At 37.2% G+C, this 22,151-nt stretch carries 22 protein-coding genes; 10 read left to right on the top strand and 12 right to left on the bottom strand.

What is annotated here, in order from left to right:
• Positions 1 to 15: 15 nt before the first annotated feature.
• From rpsE to map, 5 genes are all read left to right on the top strand, one after another.
• The gene (gene rpsE, locus LK994_RS00580; RefSeq protein ID WP_229760933.1) at positions 16 to 534 is read left to right on the top strand and encodes a 30S ribosomal protein S5; all 519 of its coding nucleotides are present in this window, start codon (positions 16 to 18) and stop codon (positions 532 to 534) included.
• Positions 535 to 564: 30 nt separating this feature from the next.
• Positions 565 to 747, top strand: a complete 183-nt coding sequence (gene rpmD / locus LK994_RS00575) for a 50S ribosomal protein L30 (RefSeq protein ID WP_229760932.1) — start codon at positions 565 to 567, stop codon at positions 745 to 747.
• 133 nt (positions 748 to 880) lie between these two features.
• The gene (gene rplO / locus LK994_RS00570; protein WP_229760931.1) at positions 881 to 1,330 is read left to right on the top strand and encodes a 50S ribosomal protein L15; all 450 of its coding nucleotides are present in this window, start codon (positions 881 to 883) and stop codon (positions 1,328 to 1,330) included.
• 100 nt (positions 1,331 to 1,430) lie between these two features.
• A complete protein-coding gene (gene secY / locus LK994_RS00565) occupies positions 1,431 to 2,771 on the top strand; it encodes a preprotein translocase subunit SecY (protein ID WP_229760930.1) in 1,341 nt (446 codons plus the stop codon).
• A 99-nt stretch (positions 2,772 to 2,870) separates the two neighbouring features.
• Positions 2,871 to 3,677, top strand: a complete 807-nt coding sequence (map, locus tag LK994_RS00560; protein ID WP_229760929.1) for a type I methionyl aminopeptidase — start codon at positions 2,871 to 2,873, stop codon at positions 3,675 to 3,677.
• A gap of 9 nt (positions 3,678 to 3,686) precedes the next feature.
• Here the strand turns inward: map and LK994_RS00555 are convergent, their stop codons facing one another.
• Positions 3,687 to 4,277, bottom strand: a complete 591-nt coding sequence (locus tag LK994_RS00555; RefSeq protein WP_229760928.1) for a YiiX/YebB-like N1pC/P60 family cysteine hydrolase — start codon at positions 4,275 to 4,277, stop codon at positions 3,687 to 3,689.
• Between the two features lie 59 nt (positions 4,278 to 4,336).
• On the opposite strand from LK994_RS00555, the gene LK994_RS00550 reads away from it, so the two are divergent.
• Positions 4,337 to 5,572 carry a BaiN/RdsA family NAD(P)/FAD-dependent oxidoreductase gene (locus tag LK994_RS00550; protein WP_229760927.1) on the top strand — a complete coding sequence of 412 codons (1,236 nt, stop codon included), beginning with the start codon at positions 4,337 to 4,339 and terminating at the stop codon, positions 5,570 to 5,572.
• Positions 5,573 to 5,594: 22 nt separating this feature from the next.
• On the opposite strand, the gene gcvP is transcribed toward LK994_RS00550, so the two are convergent.
• Entirely contained in the window at positions 5,595 to 8,465 is a 2,871-nt protein-coding gene (gene gcvP / locus LK994_RS00545; protein WP_229760926.1) for an aminomethyl-transferring glycine dehydrogenase, read from the bottom strand.
• A gap of 240 nt (positions 8,466 to 8,705) precedes the next feature.
• On the opposite strand from gcvP, the gene LK994_RS00540 reads away from it, so the two are divergent.
• Positions 8,706 to 9,188 (top strand): YkgJ family cysteine cluster protein, encoded by a 483-nt coding sequence (locus tag LK994_RS00540; protein ID WP_229760925.1) that lies wholly within the window; start codon positions 8,706 to 8,708, stop codon positions 9,186 to 9,188.
• A 1-nt stretch (position 9,189) separates the two neighbouring features.
• On the opposite strand, the gene LK994_RS00535 is transcribed toward LK994_RS00540, so the two are convergent.
• The 7 genes from LK994_RS00535 to parS form a co-directional block, all read right to left on the bottom strand.
• Entirely contained in the window at positions 9,190 to 10,458 is a 1,269-nt protein-coding gene (locus LK994_RS00535; RefSeq protein ID WP_229760924.1) for an MFS transporter, read from the bottom strand.
• A gap of 106 nt (positions 10,459 to 10,564) precedes the next feature.
• A complete protein-coding gene (locus LK994_RS00530) occupies positions 10,565 to 11,758 on the bottom strand; it encodes a S1/P1 nuclease (protein WP_229760923.1) in 1,194 nt (397 codons plus the stop codon).
• A 104-nt stretch (positions 11,759 to 11,862) separates the two neighbouring features.
• On the bottom strand, positions 11,863 to 13,092 hold the full coding sequence (locus tag LK994_RS00525; RefSeq protein ID WP_262907845.1) for an MFS transporter: 1,230 nt from the start codon (positions 13,090 to 13,092) through the stop codon (positions 11,863 to 11,865).
• 61 nt (positions 13,093 to 13,153) lie between these two features.
• The gene (locus LK994_RS00520) at positions 13,154 to 13,786 is read right to left on the bottom strand and encodes a deoxynucleoside kinase (protein ID WP_229760921.1); all 633 of its coding nucleotides are present in this window, start codon (positions 13,784 to 13,786) and stop codon (positions 13,154 to 13,156) included.
• A 40-nt stretch (positions 13,787 to 13,826) separates the two neighbouring features.
• Positions 13,827 to 14,306 carry a 2-amino-4-hydroxy-6-hydroxymethyldihydropteridine diphosphokinase gene (folK, locus tag LK994_RS00515; protein ID WP_229760920.1) on the bottom strand — a complete coding sequence of 160 codons (480 nt, stop codon included), beginning with the start codon at positions 14,304 to 14,306 and terminating at the stop codon, positions 13,827 to 13,829.
• Positions 14,303 to 14,758, bottom strand: coding sequence for an RES family NAD+ phosphorylase (locus LK994_RS00510; protein ID WP_229760919.1), 456 nt, complete (start codon positions 14,756 to 14,758; stop codon positions 14,303 to 14,305). The genes folK and LK994_RS00510 overlap by 4 nt, the downstream gene beginning before the upstream one ends.
• Positions 14,755 to 15,213 carry a type II RES/Xre toxin-antitoxin system antitoxin gene (gene parS, locus LK994_RS00505; protein ID WP_229760918.1) on the bottom strand — a complete coding sequence of 153 codons (459 nt, stop codon included), beginning with the start codon at positions 15,211 to 15,213 and terminating at the stop codon, positions 14,755 to 14,757. The genes LK994_RS00510 and parS overlap by 4 nt, the downstream gene beginning before the upstream one ends.
• Positions 15,214 to 15,318: 105 nt before the next feature.
• Here parS and LK994_RS00500 point away from each other — a divergent pair, with 105 nt between their 5' ends.
• Together LK994_RS00500 and LK994_RS00495 are read left to right on the top strand one after the other, a co-directional pair.
• On the top strand, positions 15,319 to 16,428 hold the full coding sequence (locus tag LK994_RS00500) for an ABC transporter permease (protein ID WP_229760917.1): 1,110 nt from the start codon (positions 15,319 to 15,321) through the stop codon (positions 16,426 to 16,428).
• Positions 16,429 to 16,432: 4 nt separating this feature from the next.
• Positions 16,433 to 16,942, top strand: coding sequence for an SRPBCC family protein (locus tag LK994_RS00495; protein WP_229760916.1), 510 nt, complete (start codon positions 16,433 to 16,435; stop codon positions 16,940 to 16,942).
• A gap of 1 nt (position 16,943) precedes the next feature.
• Here LK994_RS00495 and queG read toward each other — a convergent pair whose 3' ends face one another.
• Genes queG through LK994_RS00480 form a run of 3 tightly spaced genes read right to left on the bottom strand, consistent with a single transcriptional unit; the run spans position 16,944 to position 19,373 of the window.
• Positions 16,944 to 17,876, bottom strand: coding sequence for a tRNA epoxyqueuosine(34) reductase QueG (queG, locus tag LK994_RS00490; RefSeq protein WP_229760915.1), 933 nt, complete (start codon positions 17,874 to 17,876; stop codon positions 16,944 to 16,946).
• Complete coding sequence (locus tag LK994_RS00485; RefSeq protein ID WP_229760914.1) at positions 17,866 to 18,222, bottom strand: hypothetical protein; 357 nt, start codon at positions 18,220 to 18,222, stop codon at positions 17,866 to 17,868. Before LK994_RS00485 ends, queG begins: the two co-directional genes overlap by 11 nt.
• A gap of 35 nt (positions 18,223 to 18,257) precedes the next feature.
• The gene (locus LK994_RS00480; protein WP_229760913.1) at positions 18,258 to 19,373 is read right to left on the bottom strand and encodes a serine hydrolase domain-containing protein; all 1,116 of its coding nucleotides are present in this window, start codon (positions 19,371 to 19,373) and stop codon (positions 18,258 to 18,260) included.
• A gap of 71 nt (positions 19,374 to 19,444) precedes the next feature.
• Here LK994_RS00480 and clpB point away from each other — a divergent pair, with 71 nt between their 5' ends.
• Positions 19,445 to 22,081, top strand: a complete 2,637-nt coding sequence (gene clpB / locus LK994_RS00475; RefSeq protein ID WP_229760912.1) for an ATP-dependent chaperone ClpB — start codon at positions 19,445 to 19,447, stop codon at positions 22,079 to 22,081.
• The last annotated feature ends 70 nt before the right edge of the window (positions 22,082 to 22,151 follow it).

The following is a 22,151-nucleotide window of genomic DNA, read 5'->3' as shown; positions in this document are numbered from 1 at the left end:
TAATAAGAACTATACATGTTAAAAGCAAACGATAACAGAGTAAAAGCCGGCGATCTTGAGTTGAAAGAAAAAGTAGTTTCTATCAACCGTGTGGTTAAAACAACCAAAGGTGGTCGTGCATTTAGTTTTTCTGCTCTTGTAGTAGTAGGTAACGGTGCTGGTGTTGTAGGACAAGGCTTGGGTAAAGCTAAAGAAGTACAAGAGGCTATTACAAAAGGTATTGAAGATGCAAAAAAGAATTTGATAAAAGTTCCGATTATGCATGGCACTATACCTCATGATCAATGGACAAAAGAAGGTGCTGCTAAGGTTTTAATAAAACCAGCTGCTCATGGTACCGGTGTAATTGCCGGAGGTAGTATGAGAGCTGTGTTGGAAGCTGCAGGTGTTACAGACGTTTTGGCTAAAAGCCTTGGTTCTGCTAATCCTCATAATGTGGTAAAAGCTACAGTAAAAGCATTGGCTACTTTACGTGAACCAATTGCTGTTAGTAAAGCAAGAAACATTTCTTTAAAGAAAGTATTTAACGGATAAGCCTTAAGTGGTTGCCCAAAAATTATAACAATGGCTAAGATTAAAGTAACACAAATTAAAAGCGTAATCGATAGATCTGAGCGTCAAAAGAAAACTATGACTGCTTTGGGCTTGAGAAAAATTAACGCTACTGTAGAAGTTGAAGCTACTCCACAAATTTTAGGAATGGTTGCAAAAGTCAACCATTTGATCAAAGTAGAAGAAGCTAATTAATTAATTTGAAGATTTGAAAGTTTAATAATTAAAAGCATCTGCTGAATTATTATCTCCAAATCTCCAAATCAGAAAATTATCAAATCAATAACAAGCGAGGGGTGATACCCCGTAAGTACAAAATCAACATAACATGAAATTACATACATTAAGACCAGCGAAAGGAGCAACACATAAAGCAATCCGTATCGGTCGTGGTGAAGCTAGTGGTAAAGGTGGTACATCTACTAAAGGTAATAAAGGTGGACAAAGTCGTGCCGGTTACAAAAGCAAACCAGCTTTTGAAGGTGGACAGATGCCTATTCAACGTAGAGTTCCAAAACGTGGGTTTACAAATATCAACCGTGTTGAGTATAAAGTGATCAACATAGGTAAAATTGATCATTACGCAGAAAAATATGGTATTACAGAATTCAGCTTGCAAAACCTTTACATCAATGGTTTGATCAGTCAATTTGATAATGTAAAGATTCTGGGTGTTGGAGAAATCAAAGGCAAATTTACTTTCAAAGTAAATGCGGTTAGTGCTAAAGCTAAAGCTGCTATCGAAGCTGCCGGAGGTTCTGTAGAAATTATTAAATAAATTAACGATATTTGCGGACGCATTTCTACTTGCTATTAATTAGTAGGTTTGAAAAGCGTCTTTTTTCATTTTACGCAAACATTTAAATTGTCTCAAGTCTGTGAAGAAGTTCATTCAAACACTAAAAAATATCTGGAGCATAGAGGAGCTACGCAGAAAAATACTTTTCACTTTATTGTTGATCTTTATTTACCGTGTTGGTTCTTATATCGTACTTCCGGGTATCGATCCTAATAAATTAGAAAACCTAAGTAATAGTGCCCAAAGCGGTATGCTTGGTTTGCTTGATGCTTTTGTTGGTGGTGCTTTCTCGAAAGCGTCTATTCTGGCATTGGGTATCATGCCCTATATCTCTGCTTCTATCTTTATGCAGTTGATGACCATACTGGTTCCTCAAATGGCAAAAGTTCAGAAGGAAGGTGAAAGCGGCAGAAAGAAGATCAATCAATGGACTCGTTACCTGACAGTTATCGTTACTGCATTTCAGGCAGCAGCTTATATCGGTTACCTGAAAAGTCCGGGTAATGCAGAAGCGTTAATTACTTCTTACAGTTCTTACTTCGTTATTTCTACAGTTATCATTTTAACCGTGGGTACGTTGTTCGTAATGTGGTTAGGAGAGAAAATCACAGATAAAGGATTAGGTAATGGTACTTCTATCATCATCATGATGGGTATCCTGGCCAGACTTCCTCAGGCGTTTATACAAGAATGGTCTTCCAGGGCAGCAAGAGGCGGCGGTGGGTTATTGATCTTCTTAATTGAGATTGCATTTTTAGTGGCTATCATCATGGGGTTGATCATGTTGATACAAGGTACAAGAAGAGTTCCGGTGAATTATGCAAAACAAATTGTTGGTAACAAACAATTGGGTGGAGCAAGAAACTTCTTACCATTAAAAGTGAATGCTTCTGGTGTAATGCCGATCATTTTTGCTCAGGCTATATTATTTTTACCAACCATATTCTCTGGTTTTACAGGGGGTGGATGGGCTAAATATTTTACTGATCACACCAACCTAATCTACATGATCGTGTATTCAGTTTGTGTAATTGGTTTTACTTTCCTATATACAGCTTTGATCTTTAATCCGAAACAAATGGCTGAAGATCTGAAACGCAGTAATGGATTTATTCCGGGTGTTAAACCTGGCCAACCAACTGCTGATTATATCGGTACTATCATGGATAGAATTACTTTGCCGGGTGCTGTGTTATTAGCATTTGTCGGTATTTTGCCAGGTATCTTTCAGTTGGTATTTAAAACTCAACAAGGGTTTGCAAGTTTCTACGGTGGTACATCATTATTGATCATGGTGGGTGTAATTTTAGATACTTTACAACAAATAGAAACACAGTTATTAATGCGTCAATATGATGGCTTAATGAGTAGCGGAAGAGTGCAGGGCAGACAGACACAAACTGTAGCTTCAGGAATATAAATCACCTTTCTCCGAGAAGGGATAAAGAATAAAATTAACAAACCCTGACGCAAAAACGTCGGGGTTTTATTTTAATAACATTTTGTAACAGGTAAACAGATGGTCTATTATAAAACAAAAGAAGAAATTGAATTAATGCGGATCAGCAGTCTGCTTGTCAGTAAGACATTGGCTGAGGTAGCAAAAATTATCAAGCCGGGTATAACTACATTGGCAATAGATAGTTTTGCAGAACAATTCATTTTAGATAATGCTGCTACACCATCCTTTAAAGGATACGGAGTACCTCCATTTCCTTTTGCTTGTTGCATTTCTGTGAATGATGCGGTAGTGCATGGTTTTCCTACAAAAAATGAATTGAAAGAGGGTGATATTGTTTCTGTAGACGTGGGTGTATTTAAAAATGGGTTTCATGGAGATAGTGCATATACATTTGCATTAGCTGGTGTTACAGATGATGTAAAAAAATTGCTGGCTGTAACAAAGGCCTCTTTGTACAAGGGAATAGAAAAGGCTGTACATGGTAACAGAGTGGGTGATATATCTTTTGCTATTCAGGAATATACAGAGAAACAACATGGCTATGGTGTAGTAAGAGACTTGGTAGGACATGGTTTGGGAAGGCATCTACATGAAGATCCGCAAGTGCCTAATTATGGCAAAAGAGGGACAGGAGCCAAACTGGTAGAGGGTATGGTGATAGCTATTGAACCAATGATCAATATGGGAACCAAAGATGTGTATCACGATAAGGATGGCTGGACAATACGTACTAATGATGGTAAGGCTGCTGCTCACTACGAACATAATGTAGCGATACAAAAAAATAAGCCCGATATTCTTTCTTCTTTTACTGAGATAGAGGCTGCCGAGAAAGGAAATGCAAATTTGTGTTCGGATTATTAAAATTTCTATTTACAAAACCCGGTATTTCATTTCAACCCTTTCATCTTTCCAGATGTGATCAGGGCTGATATAGGAATCTCTAAATTTAAAAAGAATTCCTGCTTTTGCGTATATGGCTTGTACTAATTCAGAACAGATGTAAGCCTTGTTTCTTTCACGCTTGCCGATTTTAAAAAGGATTCGTAACATGATCCTGATTATTTCCCAATTATCATATGGCCGCGTTAATTCATCTAAGCCAAAACAAATGCCTTTATTCAGGCTTTCTTTATTAAGTGATACGTTAAGCTTATTGACGAAAATCTTTCCTTTATATGGTCTTTTAGAATCTTTATAATTGCTTAGATATTTAGAGAGAGGAATAAGACGAATGCCAACAGAAGGCTCTGCTTCCAATACCAGTACTCTTTCTAATTCTTCATCCTTATAAATGATCGCTACATGGCTCCAGGTACTTTTAGTTAGTTGTTGAATGACTCCTGAAAAAAGATAATTGCCGCTACAAAATATAATATCACCTGTTTTTAAAAATGGCCTTATTTGTTCATATGGCATTATGGGAATATCCTTTAATTGTTTGGGGGATAATTCGTGTGCCATAATTTGTGTTGTATGTTAATAGTATAACTTTACTGCAATTTAATAATAAGATGAATGTAATGACAAAAAAAAGACTGATCGTTATAGGGGGTGGTGCAGCAGGTTTTTTTTGTGCAGTGAATGCGGCAAGATTAAATAATGCACTGGAAGTTGTGATCATTGAAAAAACAAGTAAGTTGTTAAGCAAGGTAAAAGTGAGTGGAGGTGGTAGGTGCAATGTTACTCACCATTGTTTTAGTATTGCTGAAATGGTGAAAAAATATCCAAGGGGCGAAAGCTTTTTGAAGAAAGCATTCCATCATTTTTTTACAAAAGATACAATTGAGTGGTTTAATGAAAGAGGGGTGAAATTGAAAACTGAGGCTGATGGAAGGATGTTTCCGGCAACAGATTCATCCCAAACAATTATTGATTGTTTAATGAGAGAGGTAAATAAATATGGAGTGGAGATATTGATGAATAGGGAAGTGAAGCAATTGACAAAAAGTAATGGGCAATGGATAGTTGATTTTGGAAATGATAAAGTTGAACAAGCAGATTATGTATGTATTGCCAGTGGCGGATATCCTAAAGCAATGCAATTTGATTGGTTGAAAAAGATGGGGAATACGATACAGGATCCGGCGCCTTCTTTATTTACATTTAACATGCCGGGTAATGCTATTACTGAATTGATGGGGATTACGGTTGAACGGGTGTCTGTAAAGATCATTGGGACAAAACTGTCAGAAAGTGGCCCGTTATTAATTACGCATTGGGGGATGAGCGGACCGGCGATATTGAAATTATCGGCATGGGGAGCTAAGGAATTGGCTATATGTAATTATCAATTTGCAATATTAATAAATTGGTTACCTGACTTTAATGAGAATAGTTTAAGGGAAAAATTTCAACAGATAAGATTTGATATTGCGGCGCAGAAAATCGTAAACAGAAATCCTTTCGGATTACCTCAAAGATTATGGCAATATTTATTACAACAGTCTGGTATAAATGAAGATATGCGTTGGGCTGACCTGCCTGCGAAAGAACAGAATAAATTGATCAAAAATTTATGTGCTCAGGAGTTTGCAGTGAGCGGCAAAACTACTTTTAAAGAAGAGTTTGTAACTGCAGGTGGCATTACGTTAAGTGAGATCGATCATAATACCATGCAAAGTAAAATTGAACCTAATTTATTTTTTGCAGGCGAAGTGATAGATGTGGATGGTGTTACGGGGGGATTTAATTTTCAAAATGCCTGGACAACCGGATTTATTGCTGCAAAAGCTATAGCAAATTCAGCCTCGTCCTAGCGAACGAGGCTGCTTAATATTATTACATGTAGGCTTCAATCGGCTCACAGGTACACACCAGGTTTCTATCGCCATGAGTATTGTTTACCCTGCTTACACTTGGCCAGAATTTATTTCCTTTTACATATGCTAAAGGAAATGCAGCTTCTTCCCTGGTGTAAGGTTTAGTCCAGTCGTTAGCACAAATCACAGCCTGTGTATGTGGTGCATTTTTCAAAAGATTATCTTTCTTATCTGCCTTGCCATCTTCAATTGTTTTTATTTCGTGGTATATGCTGATCAATGCATCACAAAATTTATCCAGTTCATGTTTATCTTCACTTTCTGTAGGCTCAATCATCAAAGTGCCTGGAACAGGAAAAGAAAGGGTAGGAGCATGGAATCCATAATCCATCAAACGTTTAGCTACATCCTCAGCTTCAATGCCGGCACTGGTTTTGAAAGGGCGCAGGTCAACAATGAACTCATGTGCAGCAGTTCCGTTTTTACCGGTGTATAGTATCTTGTAATATTTTTCCAGTCTTGCCTTCATATAGTTGGCATTTAAAATCGCATACTCGGTAGCGTTACGAATGCCCTCTGCCCCCAATAATTTTATATACGCATAACTGATGAGTAAAATACTTGCGCTGCCATATGGAGCGGCTGAAACACTACCACCGGTTTGATTTAAATGACTGTCTGTTTTTGGCAAGAATGGCACTAACTGTTCTGCCACGCAGATAGGGCCAACACCTGGCCCGCCACCACCATGTGGTATGGCAAACGTTTTATGCAGATTTAAATGACATACATCTGCGCCAATAATGCCCGGGCTGGTTAGCCCTACCTGTGCATTCATATTGGCACCATCCATATACACTTGTCCGCCAAACTGATGTATAATACCGCAAATTTCTTTGATACTTTCTTCAAACACACCATGTGTGGAAGGATAAGTAACCATAAGGGCAGACAGATCATCTTTATGTTCTTCTGCTTTAGCTTTCAGATCTTCAACATCAATATTTCCTGCATCATCACATTTGGTAACTACCACTTTCATTCCTGCCATGATAGCACTAGCAGGGTTAGTGCCATGCGCCGAGATGGGTATCAATACAACATTCCGATGCGCCTCACCTCTTGAAATATGATAATTTCTAATAGCCAGTAATCCTGCATATTCTCCCTGTGCGCCGCTATTGGGTTGTAAAGAAGTAGCAGCAAACCCAGTGATAGTGCTTAAATAATTTTCTAGGTCAGTAATTATCTGACTATACCCTTTGGTTTGAGCTGCAGGGGCAAAAGGGTGAAGCTTACTAAATTCAGGCCAGCTAACAGGTATTAATTCTGTTGCGGCATTCAGCTTCATGGTGCAACTACCTAAGCTGATCATCGATGTGTTTAAGCTCAGGTCCTTGTTTTCTAAAAATTTCAAATATCGCATCATCTGGCTTTCGCTATGATGTGTATTGAATACTGAATGCGTTAAGAATGAGGATGTTCTTGTAAGTGCCGATGGTATATTATTTAACGCAGCTTCATTATCAAATTCTGCAGTAGCAGTTTCAATATTTATAGTAGCAGCAAAAATGTACAGGATATCAACAATATCTCTTTGTGATGTTGTCTCATCTACTGAAATACCGATATGGTTGTCATTAAAATAATGAAAATTTATTTCGTGTTGTTCAGCTAATTTTCTAATAATAGTAGTGTCGGGTACTTTTATTTTAAGTGTATCAAAAAAATACCTATTGGTATTTTCAAATCCTAAAGCGCTTAATTCTTCACTTAAGGTCAATGCTAAAATACTTACACGTTTCGCAATATTTGTTAGTCCATCGCTTCCATGATATACGGCATACATTGCAGCCATATTGGCTAACAATGCCTGTGCTGTACAAATATTGCTGGTAGCTTTCTCTCTGCGGATATGCTGCTCTCTTGTTTGCAATGCCATACGTAAGCATCTGTTACCTTGTGCATCAATGCTGATGCCGATAATTCTTCCGGGAATATTTCTTTTGAATTCATCTTTTGTAGCAAAAAAAGCAGCATGTGGGCCACCAAATCCCATTGGTACACCAAAACGTTGTGAGGAACCGATGGCTACATCAGCACCTAGTTCTCCTGGAGGAGTTAATAAAGTTAATGCCAACAGATCAGTAGCCATTACAACCATTGCATTTACTGCGTGAACTTTATTGATGAACTCACGGTAATCAACAACCGAACCGTTACTGTCCGGATATTGAACGATTGCCCCAAAATATGTTTCGTCTACCGTTGCCGAAGAAAAATTGCCGAATACCAATTCAATTCCTATCGGAGCGGCTCTGGTGATCAGAATATCTTTTGTTTGTGCAAATACATTTTGATCTACAAAAAATTTAGGCGCAGTAATGTGGTCGTGATCTTTATTCTTATGATTAAACAACATTGCCATCGCTTCGGCTGCTGCTGTACCTTCATCTAACAAACTTGCATTGGCAATAGGCAAAGCGGTTAAATCGCTTACCAATGTCTGGTAGTTCAATAAACTTTCTAATCTTCCTTGAGAAATTTCTGCCTGATAAGGCGTGTATTGGGTATACCACCCCGGATTTTCAAAGACGTTTCTTAAAATAACGCTAGGTGTAATGGTGTCATAATATCCCTGCCCGATATAGCTTTTAAAAACTTTATTTTTTTCAGCGATATTTTTAAGGTCGCTTAAATAGTCGAATTCACTTATAGCCGAGGGAATAGCCAGTTGTTCTGTTAATCGTATAGAATCGGGAATAGTCTTACTGATCAATGCATCGATAGAGTTTACTCCAATTACCGATAGCATTGCTGCGGTATCTTTCTTATTAGGTCCGATATGCCTGCCTGCAAATTCATTCTGTTGTTTTTCAAAAAGGTTCATTGTCTCGTTTTTTTATGCCGGAACTCATGCATCTATCAAATTACAGCCGCCTTGAGTGGACTAAATTGTACTGTAATGATACTTTTTAGCTTTTAAGTAAGCAGAGATAGCCGAAAAGGACCGGTCAGGATTCTATAAATTCCTGCAAAATTACGTTAACAGAACAAGATTTGATGCCAATATGTTCATTACCTTGCATCTGTGGAAAATTGGGGCATAAACCAGCCCAAAAAATACAACATGAGCGAAAAATTACTAGTTGATTGGGAAAAAAAATCTGCGGAAAGACAAAAGGCATATAAGCAATACTTACATAGAGCGGATAAGAAAAAAGTGCTGAAAGTATTGCCGGACCTGCATGAAGAAGCTTTTAGTAAAATCGATTGTCTGCAATGCGGCAATTGTTGTAAAGGGTATTCTCCCAGATTTAAGACTCCGGATATAAAGCGGATTGCCAAACACCTGAAAATGAAGGAAGGTGATTTGATCAACAATTACCTTAGGGTAGATGAGGATGGTGATTATGTGATGAGGGCGGCTCCTTGCTCGTTCTTAGGAGAAGATAACTATTGCAGTATTTATGAAGTACGTCCTACGGATTGTCAGCGTTTTCCATACACCGACGAAGATGTGTTATTAAAAAGACAGCCATTGACATTAAAAAATTCTACGTTTTGCCCGGCTGTATATTATGTTTTGGAACGTTTGATAGAAATGAAATAGTTTATTCTTCAATAAAATTCAAATCTTTACCAAAGGTTTCTTTGGTATACAAGGCTGCAAGTACTGCTATGAGCATAATAATGGCTCCCGTTATCCAGCCGCCGGTAATATAGTCTCCGGTAAGTGAACGAATTCCTCTGAAAAGAAGTAAGATGATTGGCAATCCCCCACGTACCATATTGGGAATTGATATAGCAGCGGAGGCTCTTAAATTAGTGCCAAACTGTTCGGCCGACATGGTGATATATAATACCGAAAACCCTGATCCAAAACCGAGTCCTGCACATAGCCAGTATAAATTATCTGCGCTGCCACCATGTTGTGTGAAAAATAAGATCATGAACAAACTAAGTATACCAAAGAAAACAAACAATGCTTTTTTGCGGCTTTTTAAAAAATTGCTTAACAGTCCTGCAGATAGATCTCCGAAGGACAGAGCAAAATATTGATACATGATTGCTTTGCCGGGATCAATGTTAGCAATACCCATCTCTTTGGCAAATTTGTCAGAAAAAGTAATTAATACGCCAATAGCAAACCATACGGGTAAACCAATTACCACCCCTTTGATATATCTGAAAAAACGGTCTCTGTTTGTAAAAAACATAAGGAAATTACCACGTTGTACAGTTGAGTTTTTAATTGCATCATACATACCGCTTTCAAAAATACTTACTCTTAATAAAAGCAACAGTAGTCCCATACCACCGCCGATATAATAGCATAGTCGCCAATCGCCAAAAGTTTGATATACCAAAAATGCGGTTACAGCTCCAAATACACCTACGCTTGTAATTACAGATGCAGCGATACCTCTTTTTTCTTTAGGTAAGATCTCTGCTACTAATGTGATACTTGCGCCCAGTTCGCCAGCTAAACCGATACCTGCAATAAAACGGGCAATAATATATTGTGGAATCGTTTGCACCATACCGTTAGCAATGTTTGCCAATGAATATAAAAGGATAGATCCAAACAATACATTCAGTCTTCCTTTTTTATCACCCAATATGCCCCATAGTATTCCACCAATCACCAGTCCGAGCATTTGAATACTGATAATAAATTCGCCCTTGGATAAGATCTGATCAGCATTTAATCCTAATGAGGCCAGGCTTGGTTTTCTTACAATTCCGAAAAGCAGCAGATCATATACATCAACAAAAAGCCCAAGCGCACCAACAATAACAGGTAAGGAAAGAACGCCTAATTGTTTAGGTAGGCCGGCAGTTGCAGCAAATGCAGTTTGAGGGTTTGTATCTTTTATCATAGTAGCTAGCTAATGGCGAAAGATAGGAAATTATATAAAATAATACATACCGGTTGTTCATTTCTTCTGATAATTATAAAGGCCGCAATTGCGGCCTTTATATGTTTTATTGAATGATAATATCTTCAGGCTTCGAAACAATGATCTCGGCCTTACCCTTATATTCCACCACTTTGCCTAGCACACAAATATTTTTATTACGATATAATTCTTCCACTGAAGGTTTGAAATTCTTTATATCTTTTGCAAAAATAACCACGGTTAAAGGACTGCCGGGTGATTTAGCGCCAAGATTAATAAAGGTTACATTTTCCAAAGCTTTTACTCCGTATACATGAGAACAGGCAGTTACATTCTTATCAAGAAATTGTAACGCATCTTTTGCATCTATACCATTTTTATATTTGGCAATGACAGCTTTCATGTCAATCTCAGGAGCATCAGGCATAAATAGTTTATTCAATATAGCGGCTAATCTTACACCACCTATTACTAATTGTCTTTTTACAATTTCAGCACTTCTGTCAACATATGCCGCAGTAATAGTGTAATCATTAAAATCATACACTTTGCCTAGTAACGAACGAGTTTCTTTCATCCATAGGCCGGGGTGTATACCTGCGATGGTATCTACTTTATCGTTTGGCATGCTTCTATATAATGCCATACAATCTTCAAAGCTGATGGCTTTCAGATCAATAATGTTTTCATCCCAAAAATGATGAAGATTTGTTTTTAAAGTATCTAATTGCACAGGGCGTTTGTTGCCCCCCAGATCATAATCATATCCATTATGCAATGGTTGACTCAAATCTCCTAACAGATGCATTAGAATAAGCAGATCCCAACGAACCTGTTCGTCGCAGAGAACTTGTTTATGTTGTAATTCATTAAAAGTATAAATGATCCTGTTAACAATATTCTCATCTGTAGAAGGCGTATATACTTCATCTTTAGGGAAATCTATATAATGCCAAGGTTTCATAAAATCATAGTCCGAATTAGATCGCTGGATATCCATCCAGTTTGCAGCAGTATCGATTGGCATATTATTTAAAATAGCCAATACATTTTTCTTTACTTCCGGATTCAATAATTCCATGGCTATTTGTGCCACGATTGTATGCCCTTTCGGCCCCCATGCTTTTGCATTTTTAGGGCAAAGAAAAAATAATACTAAAAGCAAAGAAATACTCGATTTTAGTATGAATCTGTAATTCGTACCTGTTGTAATAATCGATGCATATTTTTTGATAATAACGGGTATAGGCCCGGTAGAGGAGCAAAGTGTCAATTTCATGAACAAGGTTTGTTCAAATATAACCTTTTATCATAAGGAAAGGCAGTTGTTCAACTGATTTTAGCGAAGCAATAACATAAGTGTTGAACGGGATAAAGCGAGTGCTAATATTCTAACTTCTTCAATGAGGGGGCGCTAATTCGTGTTAAAATAACAACCAGTACTGTCATACAACCGCCAAATACAACAGAAGGTACTACTCCCATTAATCTGGCCGCAACGCCACTTTCAAATTGCCCTATTTCATTTGAGGAGTTAATGAACATAGAGTTAACACTCAAAACACGTCCTCTTAGTTCGTCAGGTGTTTTTAATTGCACAATATTGCCACGTACCACAACACTTACACCATCCAGCACACCGGCAATTAATAATGCGCTAAAGGACAACCAATACCATTTGGAAATTCCAAAAATGATGGTACAAATACCAAAACCAGCTACTGCGATTAATAATTTTATTCCTTGTTTTTTACGCATAGGAGAGAGGGTTAATCCAACTACCATGATGATGGCGCCAATATCAACTGCAGCATTTAGCCATCCAAAACCTATCGGGCCTACCTTCAGGATGTCTTTTGCATAAACTGGAACCATAGCAACTGCACCACCAAAGAGTACGGCAAATAGATCCAGCGATAAAGCCGCTAACACTTCTTTTGTTTTAAAAACAAAACGCAATCCTTCCGCTACGGCGTCCAGTGTTTTTTTTTCGGAAGAGATACCTGGTTTCTTTTCTCTTAATTGATTGAGTAATATCCATCCCAGAAAAATAAATACAGAAATTACAGCGAAGGTGCCGGTTACACCCAATCCGGCAATTAAAAAGCCCGCCATTGCATGCCCGATAATGCTTCCTACCAACCAGGTGGTTGAACTAAGTTGTGATGCTGTTGTCAGTAATTCTCTCGGTACCAGTGAAGCTATGATAGCGCCAAAACTTGGGCCGGCAAAGGCTCTTATGATTCCTGTAAAGAAAATTACACTATAGATGAAAATAATGATGAGCTTATTGCCAAATTCATAATGAAACCAATCGGTAGATGTACCAAGTAAAACAAGCGTGCATACGAGATAAAGAAATGTTGTAAAAAGCAGCAACATCCTTTTTTCAGATCTATCAATTACATATCCTGCATACAAAGCCAATCCTATTGCCGGAATGGCCTCAGCTAATCCTATCATACCAATGTAAAATGCATCACCTGTTAATTCATACATCCACCAGGATACAAGTGTTCCCATCATGCGCAGGCCCATAATAAATACAAATCTTCCCAGAATAAAATTTCTGAATTCGGCGATTTTTAATGCGTTTAAAACAGGTTTGCTCAAAGGTTTAATAATGTAGTTAATATAATAGTAATACCATGAAGATACTTAAACAATTTGTCAATCAAGGCAATGAAAGATAATGTTGCCCTCCTTCATATGTCTTGTCTAATGCATCGGTGATTACTTTTAGATGATCTTCATTCGTCAAAAAATCAGCATTTGATGCATCAACAAACAGTGTGGTAATATTATGTTGCTTTATATACTGGGTATAGGTTTCCTGTAATGTAAAGAGATATTCATTTGGGATACCTTGCTCGTATTCCCTGTTGCGTTTTTTTATGTTTTGCTGAAGTTTATCAACCGGTGTATGCAGATAGATCAAAATATCAGGTTGAACAATTTGCGGATTGATAATATCAAATAGTTTTTGGTATAACCTGTATTCTTCCTCTGGTAAATTTACTTTGGCAAATAAAAGACATTTTGTAAAAAGATAGTCAGATACGGTTATGTGTTGAAACATATCCTTCGTTTGCAGTAATTCTTTTAATTGTTTGTAGCGCTCTGCCATGAAAAATAATTCAAGCGGAAAGGCATACTGCTCTGGATTTTCGTAAAATTTTGGCAGAAAAGGATTGTCAGCAAATTCCTCCAGTATCAATCTTGCATTGTAATGCTTGCTTAATAAATGTGCTAACGTGGTTTTTCCTGCTCCGATATTCCCCTCTATGGTGATAAAATTGTACTGCATAGTTAAGCGTGCAAAATAAGTTGAAACATCACTTGAACAATTAAAACTTTTTCACATTCAATTTATCCTTACAAATCGTTAGTAAATAGTGAATAGTTTTATTCAATACAGGATGTTTCATATTGGGAGAAAGCTCATTTAAAGGTGATAATACAAAGTTTCGATTTTGTATTTCGGGGTGAGGTATTTTTAGGTCGTTATCGTTGATGATTTCCTTATTGTAAAATAATATATCAATATCGATCACCCTGGGAGCATTCTTGACCGTCCTTATCCTTCCCATTTCTTTTTCTATAGACAGAATTGTTTTTATTGTTTCCCGGGCAGATAATCTTGTTTCTACAATGATCACCTGATTAAGAAAATCGGGCTGGTTGGTATTTCCCCATGCGGCAGTTTGGTATAGACTCGAAAGGCGGGTAATCTTTCCGATTTGCTTTTTAATATTTTTTTGAGCTGATAAAAGCTGCTCTTTAGAGTTACCCATATTGCTGCCCAATAATAAATAGGTTTTATTCATAATGCAAAAAGCCTTTTATCAGGCCAAAAAGAGGTTGTTTTAATAATTTTTATTTTCTTAAAATCAGGGTGCAATGGATTTGCAAGATAATTGTATTCCTGGCTTACAACTGCCGAAGGCACTTTTAATAATAAGGATTGCTTTTGTTTGATAAATTCATCTCCCATAAATTTTGTAAAATCAGAATCCTCTCTCCAGTCTGCTTTTAGTTTACCATGCTTGATCTCTGCAATACCGGATGTAACAGGTAATTGTATGTAAAGCAGATCCAAAGCAATATCATAATCCTTGAAATTTGTATTGACGAGCATCTCCAATATGGCCAGAGAAATATGTTCAGCAGTGTACAACATCGCTGTTCCCGCTGAATTCCAACGGGCACCATTTAGTTTGGCACCCATGCCACTAATATCATTGCTGTAAACCTTATTGCTTATCCTGTACACTATCATGCAAACAAACCGTGTTGTATTCTTCCTAATTGTGTTAACACTTTTTCAATTCCTTCATAAGTGGTAAGAGAATTGAAAGATAAGTTTCCTTCCAACATATAAGGATTACGTTTTAGCCAGTTGTAAAAATTATCAATATTCCCAAAAGCAATTTTAGCTTCCTTTAAAACTTTGGCTATTTGTAAGGCTCGTTCGGCATTGATAGGAGCGAAACTACTATTGTTTTTAGCGTAGCGCTGTAAAGTACGTTCGCTAACGTGGAGTATTGATGCCCATTCGGCTTGAGTAAAAGGAGTTTTGTCTGCAATTTTTTTAAATTCGCTATAGGTAAAATCTTTAACCGAAGGAATGAGCTTTATATTTTTGTTGAAGGTAACTTCGGGTTCTTCGGCTTTTGTAATTGCATCATTTCCTTTGTAAGGAGCAGTTTTCTTTGTTTTTGCGTCTTTTTTCATTGTCCGACATTTGTCGTATAAATGTACGACAAATGTCATAAGGTGCAAAAAATTTTTTTACCGTTCCTTTTCCGAATAGCTTTACACTCTTAAACCAATTCTTTCATGCAGGAGTATAGTCAGTTAAGAGCGATGTTAGCAATAACAAAGGCAAGTTTGAGGGCCATTTTCAGAAGTCCTTCGGCAGTGATCTTCAGCTTTGTTTTCCCATTTATTTTTATTTTAGTTTTTGGTTTTGTTGGGAATAACGGCGGTGGAGGTGTTTATAAAATTGCGTTAGACAAAAATTGTGATACAACAAATACATTATTTGATTCTTTAAAAACAAGTGCCAGGATCAGAATAGTGTATTTTGACAATGATAAAGAATTAAGAAGTAGTTTGGTGAAAGGGAAAATTACGGGGGTATTAAATATTCAAAAAACGAAAGATTCAATTCCTGCTTTAACCTATTCAATACAAAGTACTACAGCCAGCAATGATAAATTACCGCAATTAAGACCAGTGATCAACAATATAATAAATACTATCAGCAATAAGCAATATGCTAACAGACCAACATATGCGATAGAAGATGTTGAAAGAAGTCATCTTGAAGTAATAAGAGAATATAAAACGATAGATTTTATATTGCCTGGTCAGTTAGGTTTTTCTTTGTTAAGCTCTGGTGTTTTTGGCGTGGCGTTCATGTTCTTTAGTTTACGAAATACGTTGGTGTTAAAGCGTTTTTTTGCAACTCCGATAAGTAGAACGTATATAGTTTTGGGGGAAGGTTTGGCAAGAGTGCTTTTTCAAATGTTGACCGCCATTGTAATTATCGTGGCTGGTAGATTTATTTTTGGATTTACATTGGTTAATGGACTAGAGACGGTGATAGAACTGCTGGTACTTAGTTTTATAGGGTTAGTAGTTTTTATGGGGCTCGGTTTTATTGTAAGTGGCATAGCAAAAAGTGAAAGTACAATACCGCCTTTGGCCAATATGATCACACTACCACAGTTTTTGTTAGGAGGTACTTTTTTTGGAGTAGATGCATTTCCAAAATGGTTGCAGCCAATCTCAAAGATGTTGCCATTAACTCATTTAAATACAGCGATGAGGGCTGTAGCTTTTGAAGGGCAGAATTTATGGGAAGTAAAAAATGAGATTGCTATCTTGTTGTTATGGGGCGTTGTTGTTTATGCAGTAGCTATTAAAGTTTTTAAATGGGAATAAAATTATGAGAGTTATAAAACCTTTTTTTATCGGCATTATCGGGCTGTTTATTTTCAGTACCCTATTATCATTACTGATACCATCTTCTGTAAAAGTGTCGAGGACAGTAATTGTAAATGACACTGTGAGTAAGGTATATGCACAGGTTTCTGATTTTCATAATTGGAATAACTGGCATCCGATGTTTGTCTCTAAAGATGTGTCAGTGAATTTTTTGAATAACGGGTGCGATGTGGTATATAATAATAAAACCACTCATTTGATATTTCAGTCTGCAGACTCGACATCCATCAAATTTTTATTAAAAGCCGAGGGAGAAAACGATATCAGTAATGAAATAATCGTTCAGTCTGTGCCACAGCAAAAAGTTACGCAGGTTGAATGGAGAGCAGTTACCAAATTGCACTGGTATCCATGGGAAAAATTCTATGCAATATTTATTGACAAGATGACCGGTCCCGGATATGAAGCAGCATTGAATGGTTTAAAAACATTTATGGAAACAGCACACTGATCTATTGTGCTATAAATTGTAGATTTCTTTTTATTCCCTGCCATTTGCTACGCTTTAAAGGCGAATGCCTGAAAATCGTTTTGAAAGATTCTTCTGTTAATTCTTCCCAATCATTTGTGGTGAAATTTAATATCTCCGGTATTGGAGTGAAATTCAATTCTTTATTGGGTGTAGAAAATCTGTTCCATGGACAAATGTCCTGACAAACATCACAACCAAACATCCAGTTGTCAAACTTCCCTTTCATTGTATCAGGTATTAATGCGTCTTTCAATTCGATAGTAAAATAAGAAATGCATTTGCTGCCATCAATAACTTTATCCGGAAGTATTGCATCTGTAGGACAATTATCGATACATTTGGAGCAACTGCCGCAATAATCTTTTGCATACGCATCATCATATTCCAGTTCAATATCAACGATCAATGTGGCAATAAAAAAGAAGCTGCCCATTTGTTTATTGATCAAATTCCCGTTCTTACCTATCCATCCAAGACCTGACCTTTGTGCCCAACTTCTTTCTAATACCGGAGCACTATCAACAAAACCTCTTCCGTTTATTTCTCCGATATCTTTTCTGATCAGTGTTAAAAATATTTTTAGTTTTTCTCTGATTACTTCATGGTAATCGTTTCCAAAAGCATATTTTGCAATTTTTGGAGCATTATCATTTTGTTGTTTATCAGGAAAATAATTTAGCAATAATGTTATCACAGATCTTGCTCCCGGAACTAATTTGGACGGATCGATACGCAGATCAAAATGATTGGCCATATACTGCATGCTGCCGTTCATTCCTTTACTGAGCCAGCTTTCTAATCGGAGTGCATCTTCACTTAACAGCTGCGCTTTTGCAATACCACAAAAATCAAAACCTAGCTGGCTGGCATGTTGTTTTACTAATGTGGTATTATTGGTATTATTATTTATCATCTTCCAAATGTAACTTATGGAAAAATCTGTGTGCAATAGGAGCAATTAAAATACCGATGATTGTTATAAACATTACACCACTAAATAAGGCATATACCGATGCAAATACTTTTGCTGTATTTGTCAATACTATTTTTGAATCAATAACAGGCCCCATACCACTCAAGATCATCGAGGCATTTAATAAACTGTCATACCAATCAAATTCTTTAATAGAAAATTTATATCCTACAACACCTACTGCCAGGCAGAAAGCTAAAATAAAAAAGCTGACTGTTGCATTCTTCCACAAGCGTTGATAGAAAATTTTTCTTGGGGCAAGTTTATCACTTTTACGTTCGTACATACCGGAAAAATAAAATAATAAATTGAGAATTGATATTAATTGCCAATTTCTTCGTCCACTAATTTTTTCAGCTCTCTGTATTTTTCATTTCTGCCCCTACTCTTTATATTAAAGGTCATTAAGAAGGCTGCATATTTTTTGTTGTTATCTACCCAGGGGAAACTTCCGAACAATCCGGGGCTGGAAACTGCATTACTTCTTATTTCGCTTGTTGCACCATCCATTATCCATTCGCCAAACCCATACCCCCAGCTACCGGCTTCTGCAGGCGAGTAGGCAATGGTAGCATCAGCAGGTACCCTGTTCTTTTGCATTTCAACAATGTTGTTTTTTGACAGTATTAAGTTATCATCATAGATGCCTTCATTTAATATCATTGTTAAAAATTTAATATAATCTTCTGCTGTACTTCTTGCTCCTCCTGCTGCCAGGGGTACATTACCATCTCCCCAATCAGTGTTCAACATATTGCATCGATAAGCGATCCTCTCTGAAAATGCAGTTTTAAAATCCAGTCCACTTATCTTTTCTACAACAGCAGCCGCAATCTGTAACCCTACATTACTGTAATGAAAAGCTTTTCCGGGCTCACCTTCCATAGGAAGTTGTGCAATTTTTTCTATGGCATCATCCATAGAAGCAGCGCTGGTTATCTCTTTAACACCTTCTTTCAATGGCGGAGCTTTTATACCGGTAAGATGACTGAGGCATTGCCAGATCTTTATTCCTCCTTTGCCATTAGCTGTCATTACGGGTAAAAATTTTCCAACAGAATCCTCAAGGCTTAAGTTGCCTTCTTCAACAAATGTCATTACCAGTGCAGCAGTCAGCCATTTGCTGCTACTGGCGATCAATTCACGGGTAGTGCTGTTGAAATCCTGGGTACCTTCATTTTTATCAAGCCCTTTTTTCTTAGCAATAAATTTCCCGATCATTTTTTGTTTGCGGCTCATGTTGTTTTCTGCATGATTGTATATTATTTTACCATCTTTATAAATAACCAAAACAGCCCTGCCACCAAGTGATTGCAAATTATCTACTAACCAATCATTTACTTTATTGAAATTTTGAGCGTGGGAAACCTGCAACAATAGCAGAAAAATAGCTATGATACTGCATTTGCGGCAGATTGAGCTTAACTTATACGTCATAATTGCTGAATTTGTTTTTTGGATTACCATTTGCGTCTCAGGTTTAAAATTAACAACATAAATTAACTTATATGAATCTTAATAATTTCACCATTAAAGCACAGGAGGCGGTGGCTCAAGCTCAACAGTTGGCGTATAATAACGCTAATCCTACCATTGAGACGGAGCACTTACTCAAAGCATTGTTAAGTGAGGATGATTCTCCTATAGAATTCTTGTTGAAGAAGAATAATGTGAACGTAAATTTTGTAGAAACCAAACTAGACGAAAGCATTAATAAATTACCTAAAGTGCAAAGCGGAGAGCCTGCTCAGGCGGTTAGCCGTGATATGAATACGGCAATATTAAAAGCGACCTCTTCACTGAAAAATTTCGGAGATCAGTTTGTAAGTGTAGAACATTTGTTGTTGGCTATGTTACAGCTGAATGATAACAGTGCAAAATTATTAAAAGATGCAGGTCTTACTGAAAAGGGATTGATAGCCGCTGTTAAAGATCTTCGCAAAGGTTCAACCATTTCCTCCCAAACACAAGAAACGCAATTTAACGCATTGAATAAGTATGCAAAGAATTTGAATGAAATGGCACGTTCAGGAAAATTAGATCCTGTAATTGGCCGTGATGAAGAGATTCGCAGAACTCTGCATATTTTATCCCGTAGAAGTAAAAATAATCCCATCTTGGTTGGTGAGCCTGGTGTTGGTAAAACAGCCATAGCTGAAGGTTTGGCCATGCGTATAGTAAATGGAGATGTACCCGAAAATTTAAGATCGAAAGTTATTTATGCGTTAGATATGGGACAATTGATCGCCGGGGCAAAATACAAAGGTGAGTTTGAAGAAAGATTAAAATCTGTTGTGAAAGAAGTAGCGTCGAGCGATGGAGAGATCATTTTATTTATTGATGAGATACATACACTGGTAGGCGCAGGCGGGGGCGATGGTGCCATGGATGCAGCAAATATTTTGAAGCCAGCTTTGGCAAGGGGAGAGCTAAGAGCTGTAGGCGCAACTACATTAAGTGAGTATCAAAAATTCTTTGAAAAGGACAAGGCGCTGGAACGTCGTTTTCAAAAGGTGTTGATAGATGAACCATCTGTTGAAGATGCAGTATCTATTTTAAGAGGATTGAAAGACAGGTACGAAACTTATCATCATGTTTTGATAAAAGACGAGGCAATTATTGCTGCAGTAGAATTATCGCATCGATATATCACTGATCGTTTTTTACCGGATAAAGCTATTGACCTGATCGATGAAAGTGCTGCTAAGCTCAGGTTAGAGATGAATTCAATGCCCGAAGAACTGGATAAATTAGAAAGACAAATTCGTCAATTGGAGATTGAAAGAGAAGCGATAAAAAGAGAAAGCGATGAAACGAAGCTGAAAGAATTGAATACAGAGATATCTAATCTTGCAGTACAGCGTGACACATTTAAAGCTAAGTGGCAACAGGAAAAAGAAGTGGTTGAAAAGGTGCAATCTGCCAAGGCAGAAATAGAAAATTTGAAAGCAGCTGCAGAAAAAGCTGAACGTGAAGGTGATTATGGTAAGGTAGCTGAGATACGCTATGGTAAGGTACAGTTACAGGAAAAGATCATCGAAGAGCAAACTAAACTCTTGGATGATATTAGTGAAAAACGTTTGTTGAAAGAAGAAGTGGATGCAGAAGATATAGCAGAAAATGTTGCGAAGGCAACAGGTATACCCGTGATGAAAATGATGCAGAGTGAAAGAGAAAAATTATTGCATCTGGAAGAAGAATTGCATAAAAGAGTGGTAGGTCAGGACGAAGCGATAGAAGCGGTAAGTGATGCAATACGTAGAAGCAGAGCTGGTTTGCAGGATCCTAAAAAACCGATCGGCTCATTTATTTTCTTAGGTACAACCGGTGTGGGTAAAACAGAGTTGGCAAAAGCATTAGCCGATTATTTGTTTGATGATGACAGCATGATGACGAGGATAGATATGAGTGAATACCAGGAAAAACATTCTGTTAGCAGATTAGTTGGTGCACCTCCGGGCTATGTTGGATATGATGAAGGCGGACAATTAACAGAAGCTGTAAGACGTAAACCGTATAGTGTGGTGTTGTTAGATGAAATTGAAAAAGCTCATCCTGATGTGTACAATGTTTTGCTACAAGTATTAGATGATGGCCGGTTGACTGATAATAAGGGCAGGGTGGTCAATTTCAAGAATACCATTATCATTATGACAAGTAATATGGGTAGTCAGATCATTCAGGATAATTTTGAAAATATTACTGATAAGAACAAAGATGAAGTGGTTGAAAGTACGAAAGCTGAGGTAGTCAATTTACTTCGTCAAACAATTCGTCCCGAATTTTTAAACAGGATCGATGAGATTATCATGTTCCAACCTTTAATGAAAAAAGAAATAAAAGGTATCATCACTATACAATTAGAAGGATTAAGGAAACTGGTAGCTCAAAGTGGTATCCAGTTAACCTTTAGTGATTACACCTTGGATTACCTGGCAGAAAATGGATACGATACCCAATTTGGTGCAAGGCCCCTAAAAAGGTTGATCCAAAAAGAGATCATCAACCAGTTAAGTAAGCGGATCTTGGCAGGTGATATAGACAAAACAAAGCCTGTTTTAGTGGATGTATTTGACGGAACAGTAGTCTTTAGAAACGAGGTTAATGAAGAGGCTAAAAAGCAAACTAAGACCAAAACAGTGTAAATGGAATGTTAAGGATTTTAAGGCAACATTTTTAATGGATTGATTATCAATATATTAACGATGGTTGTTA

The sequence above is a fragment of the Ferruginibacter lapsinanis genome, from assembly GCF_020783315.1.
GTDB classification, from domain to species: Bacteria; Bacteroidota; Bacteroidia; order Chitinophagales; family Chitinophagaceae; genus Ferruginibacter; species Ferruginibacter lapsinanis.
This window is presented reverse-complemented; position numbering and strand designations above follow the sequence as displayed.

What these genes read in the sequence shown, in the direction of transcription:
- LK994_RS00550 (WP_229760927.1), top strand. Translation starts at nt 4,337, where the DNA reads ATGACAAAAAAAAGACTGATCGTTATAGGGGGTGGTGCAGCAGGTTTT.
- clpB (WP_229760912.1), top strand. Translation starts at nt 19,445, where the DNA reads ATGAATCTTAATAATTTCACCATTAAAGCACAGGAGGCGGTGGCTCAA.
- rplO (WP_229760931.1), top strand. Translation starts at nt 881, where the DNA reads ATGAAATTACATACATTAAGACCAGCGAAAGGAGCAACACATAAAGCA.
- LK994_RS00480 (WP_229760913.1), bottom strand. Translation starts at nt 19,373, where the DNA reads ATGACGTATAAGTTAAGCTCAATCTGCCGCAAATGCAGTATCATAGCT.
- LK994_RS00530 (WP_229760923.1), bottom strand. Translation starts at nt 11,758, where the DNA reads ATGAAATTGACACTTTGCTCCTCTACCGGGCCTATACCCGTTATTATC.
- gcvP (WP_229760926.1), bottom strand. Translation starts at nt 8,465, where the DNA reads ATGAACCTTTTTGAAAAACAACAGAATGAATTTGCAGGCAGGCATATC.
- LK994_RS00500 (WP_229760917.1), top strand. Translation starts at nt 15,319, where the DNA reads ATGCAGGAGTATAGTCAGTTAAGAGCGATGTTAGCAATAACAAAGGCA.
- LK994_RS00540 (WP_229760925.1), top strand. Translation starts at nt 8,706, where the DNA reads ATGAGCGAAAAATTACTAGTTGATTGGGAAAAAAAATCTGCGGAAAGA.
- LK994_RS00555 (WP_229760928.1), bottom strand. Translation starts at nt 4,277, where the DNA reads ATGGCACACGAATTATCCCCCAAACAATTAAAGGATATTCCCATAATG.
- LK994_RS00535 (WP_229760924.1), bottom strand. Translation starts at nt 10,458, where the DNA reads ATGATAAAAGATACAAACCCTCAAACTGCATTTGCTGCAACTGCCGGC.
- LK994_RS00485 (WP_229760914.1), bottom strand. Translation starts at nt 18,222, where the DNA reads ATGTACGAACGTAAAAGTGATAAACTTGCCCCAAGAAAAATTTTCTAT.
- LK994_RS00495 (WP_229760916.1), top strand. Translation starts at nt 16,433, where the DNA reads ATGAGAGTTATAAAACCTTTTTTTATCGGCATTATCGGGCTGTTTATT.
- LK994_RS00510 (WP_229760919.1), bottom strand. Translation starts at nt 14,758, where the DNA reads ATGATAGTGTACAGGATAAGCAATAAGGTTTACAGCAATGATATTAGT.
- queG (WP_229760915.1), bottom strand. Translation starts at nt 17,876, where the DNA reads ATGATAAATAATAATACCAATAATACCACATTAGTAAAACAACATGCC.
- rpmD (WP_229760932.1), top strand. Translation starts at nt 565, where the DNA reads ATGGCTAAGATTAAAGTAACACAAATTAAAAGCGTAATCGATAGATCT.
- folK (WP_229760920.1), bottom strand. Translation starts at nt 14,306, where the DNA reads ATGAATAAAACCTATTTATTATTGGGCAGCAATATGGGTAACTCTAAA.
- LK994_RS00520 (WP_229760921.1), bottom strand. Translation starts at nt 13,786, where the DNA reads ATGCAGTACAATTTTATCACCATAGAGGGGAATATCGGAGCAGGAAAA.
- rpsE (WP_229760933.1), top strand. Translation starts at nt 16, where the DNA reads ATGTTAAAAGCAAACGATAACAGAGTAAAAGCCGGCGATCTTGAGTTG.
- parS (WP_229760918.1), bottom strand. Translation starts at nt 15,213, where the DNA reads ATGAAAAAAGACGCAAAAACAAAGAAAACTGCTCCTTACAAAGGAAAT.
- map (WP_229760929.1), top strand. Translation starts at nt 2,871, where the DNA reads ATGGTCTATTATAAAACAAAAGAAGAAATTGAATTAATGCGGATCAGC.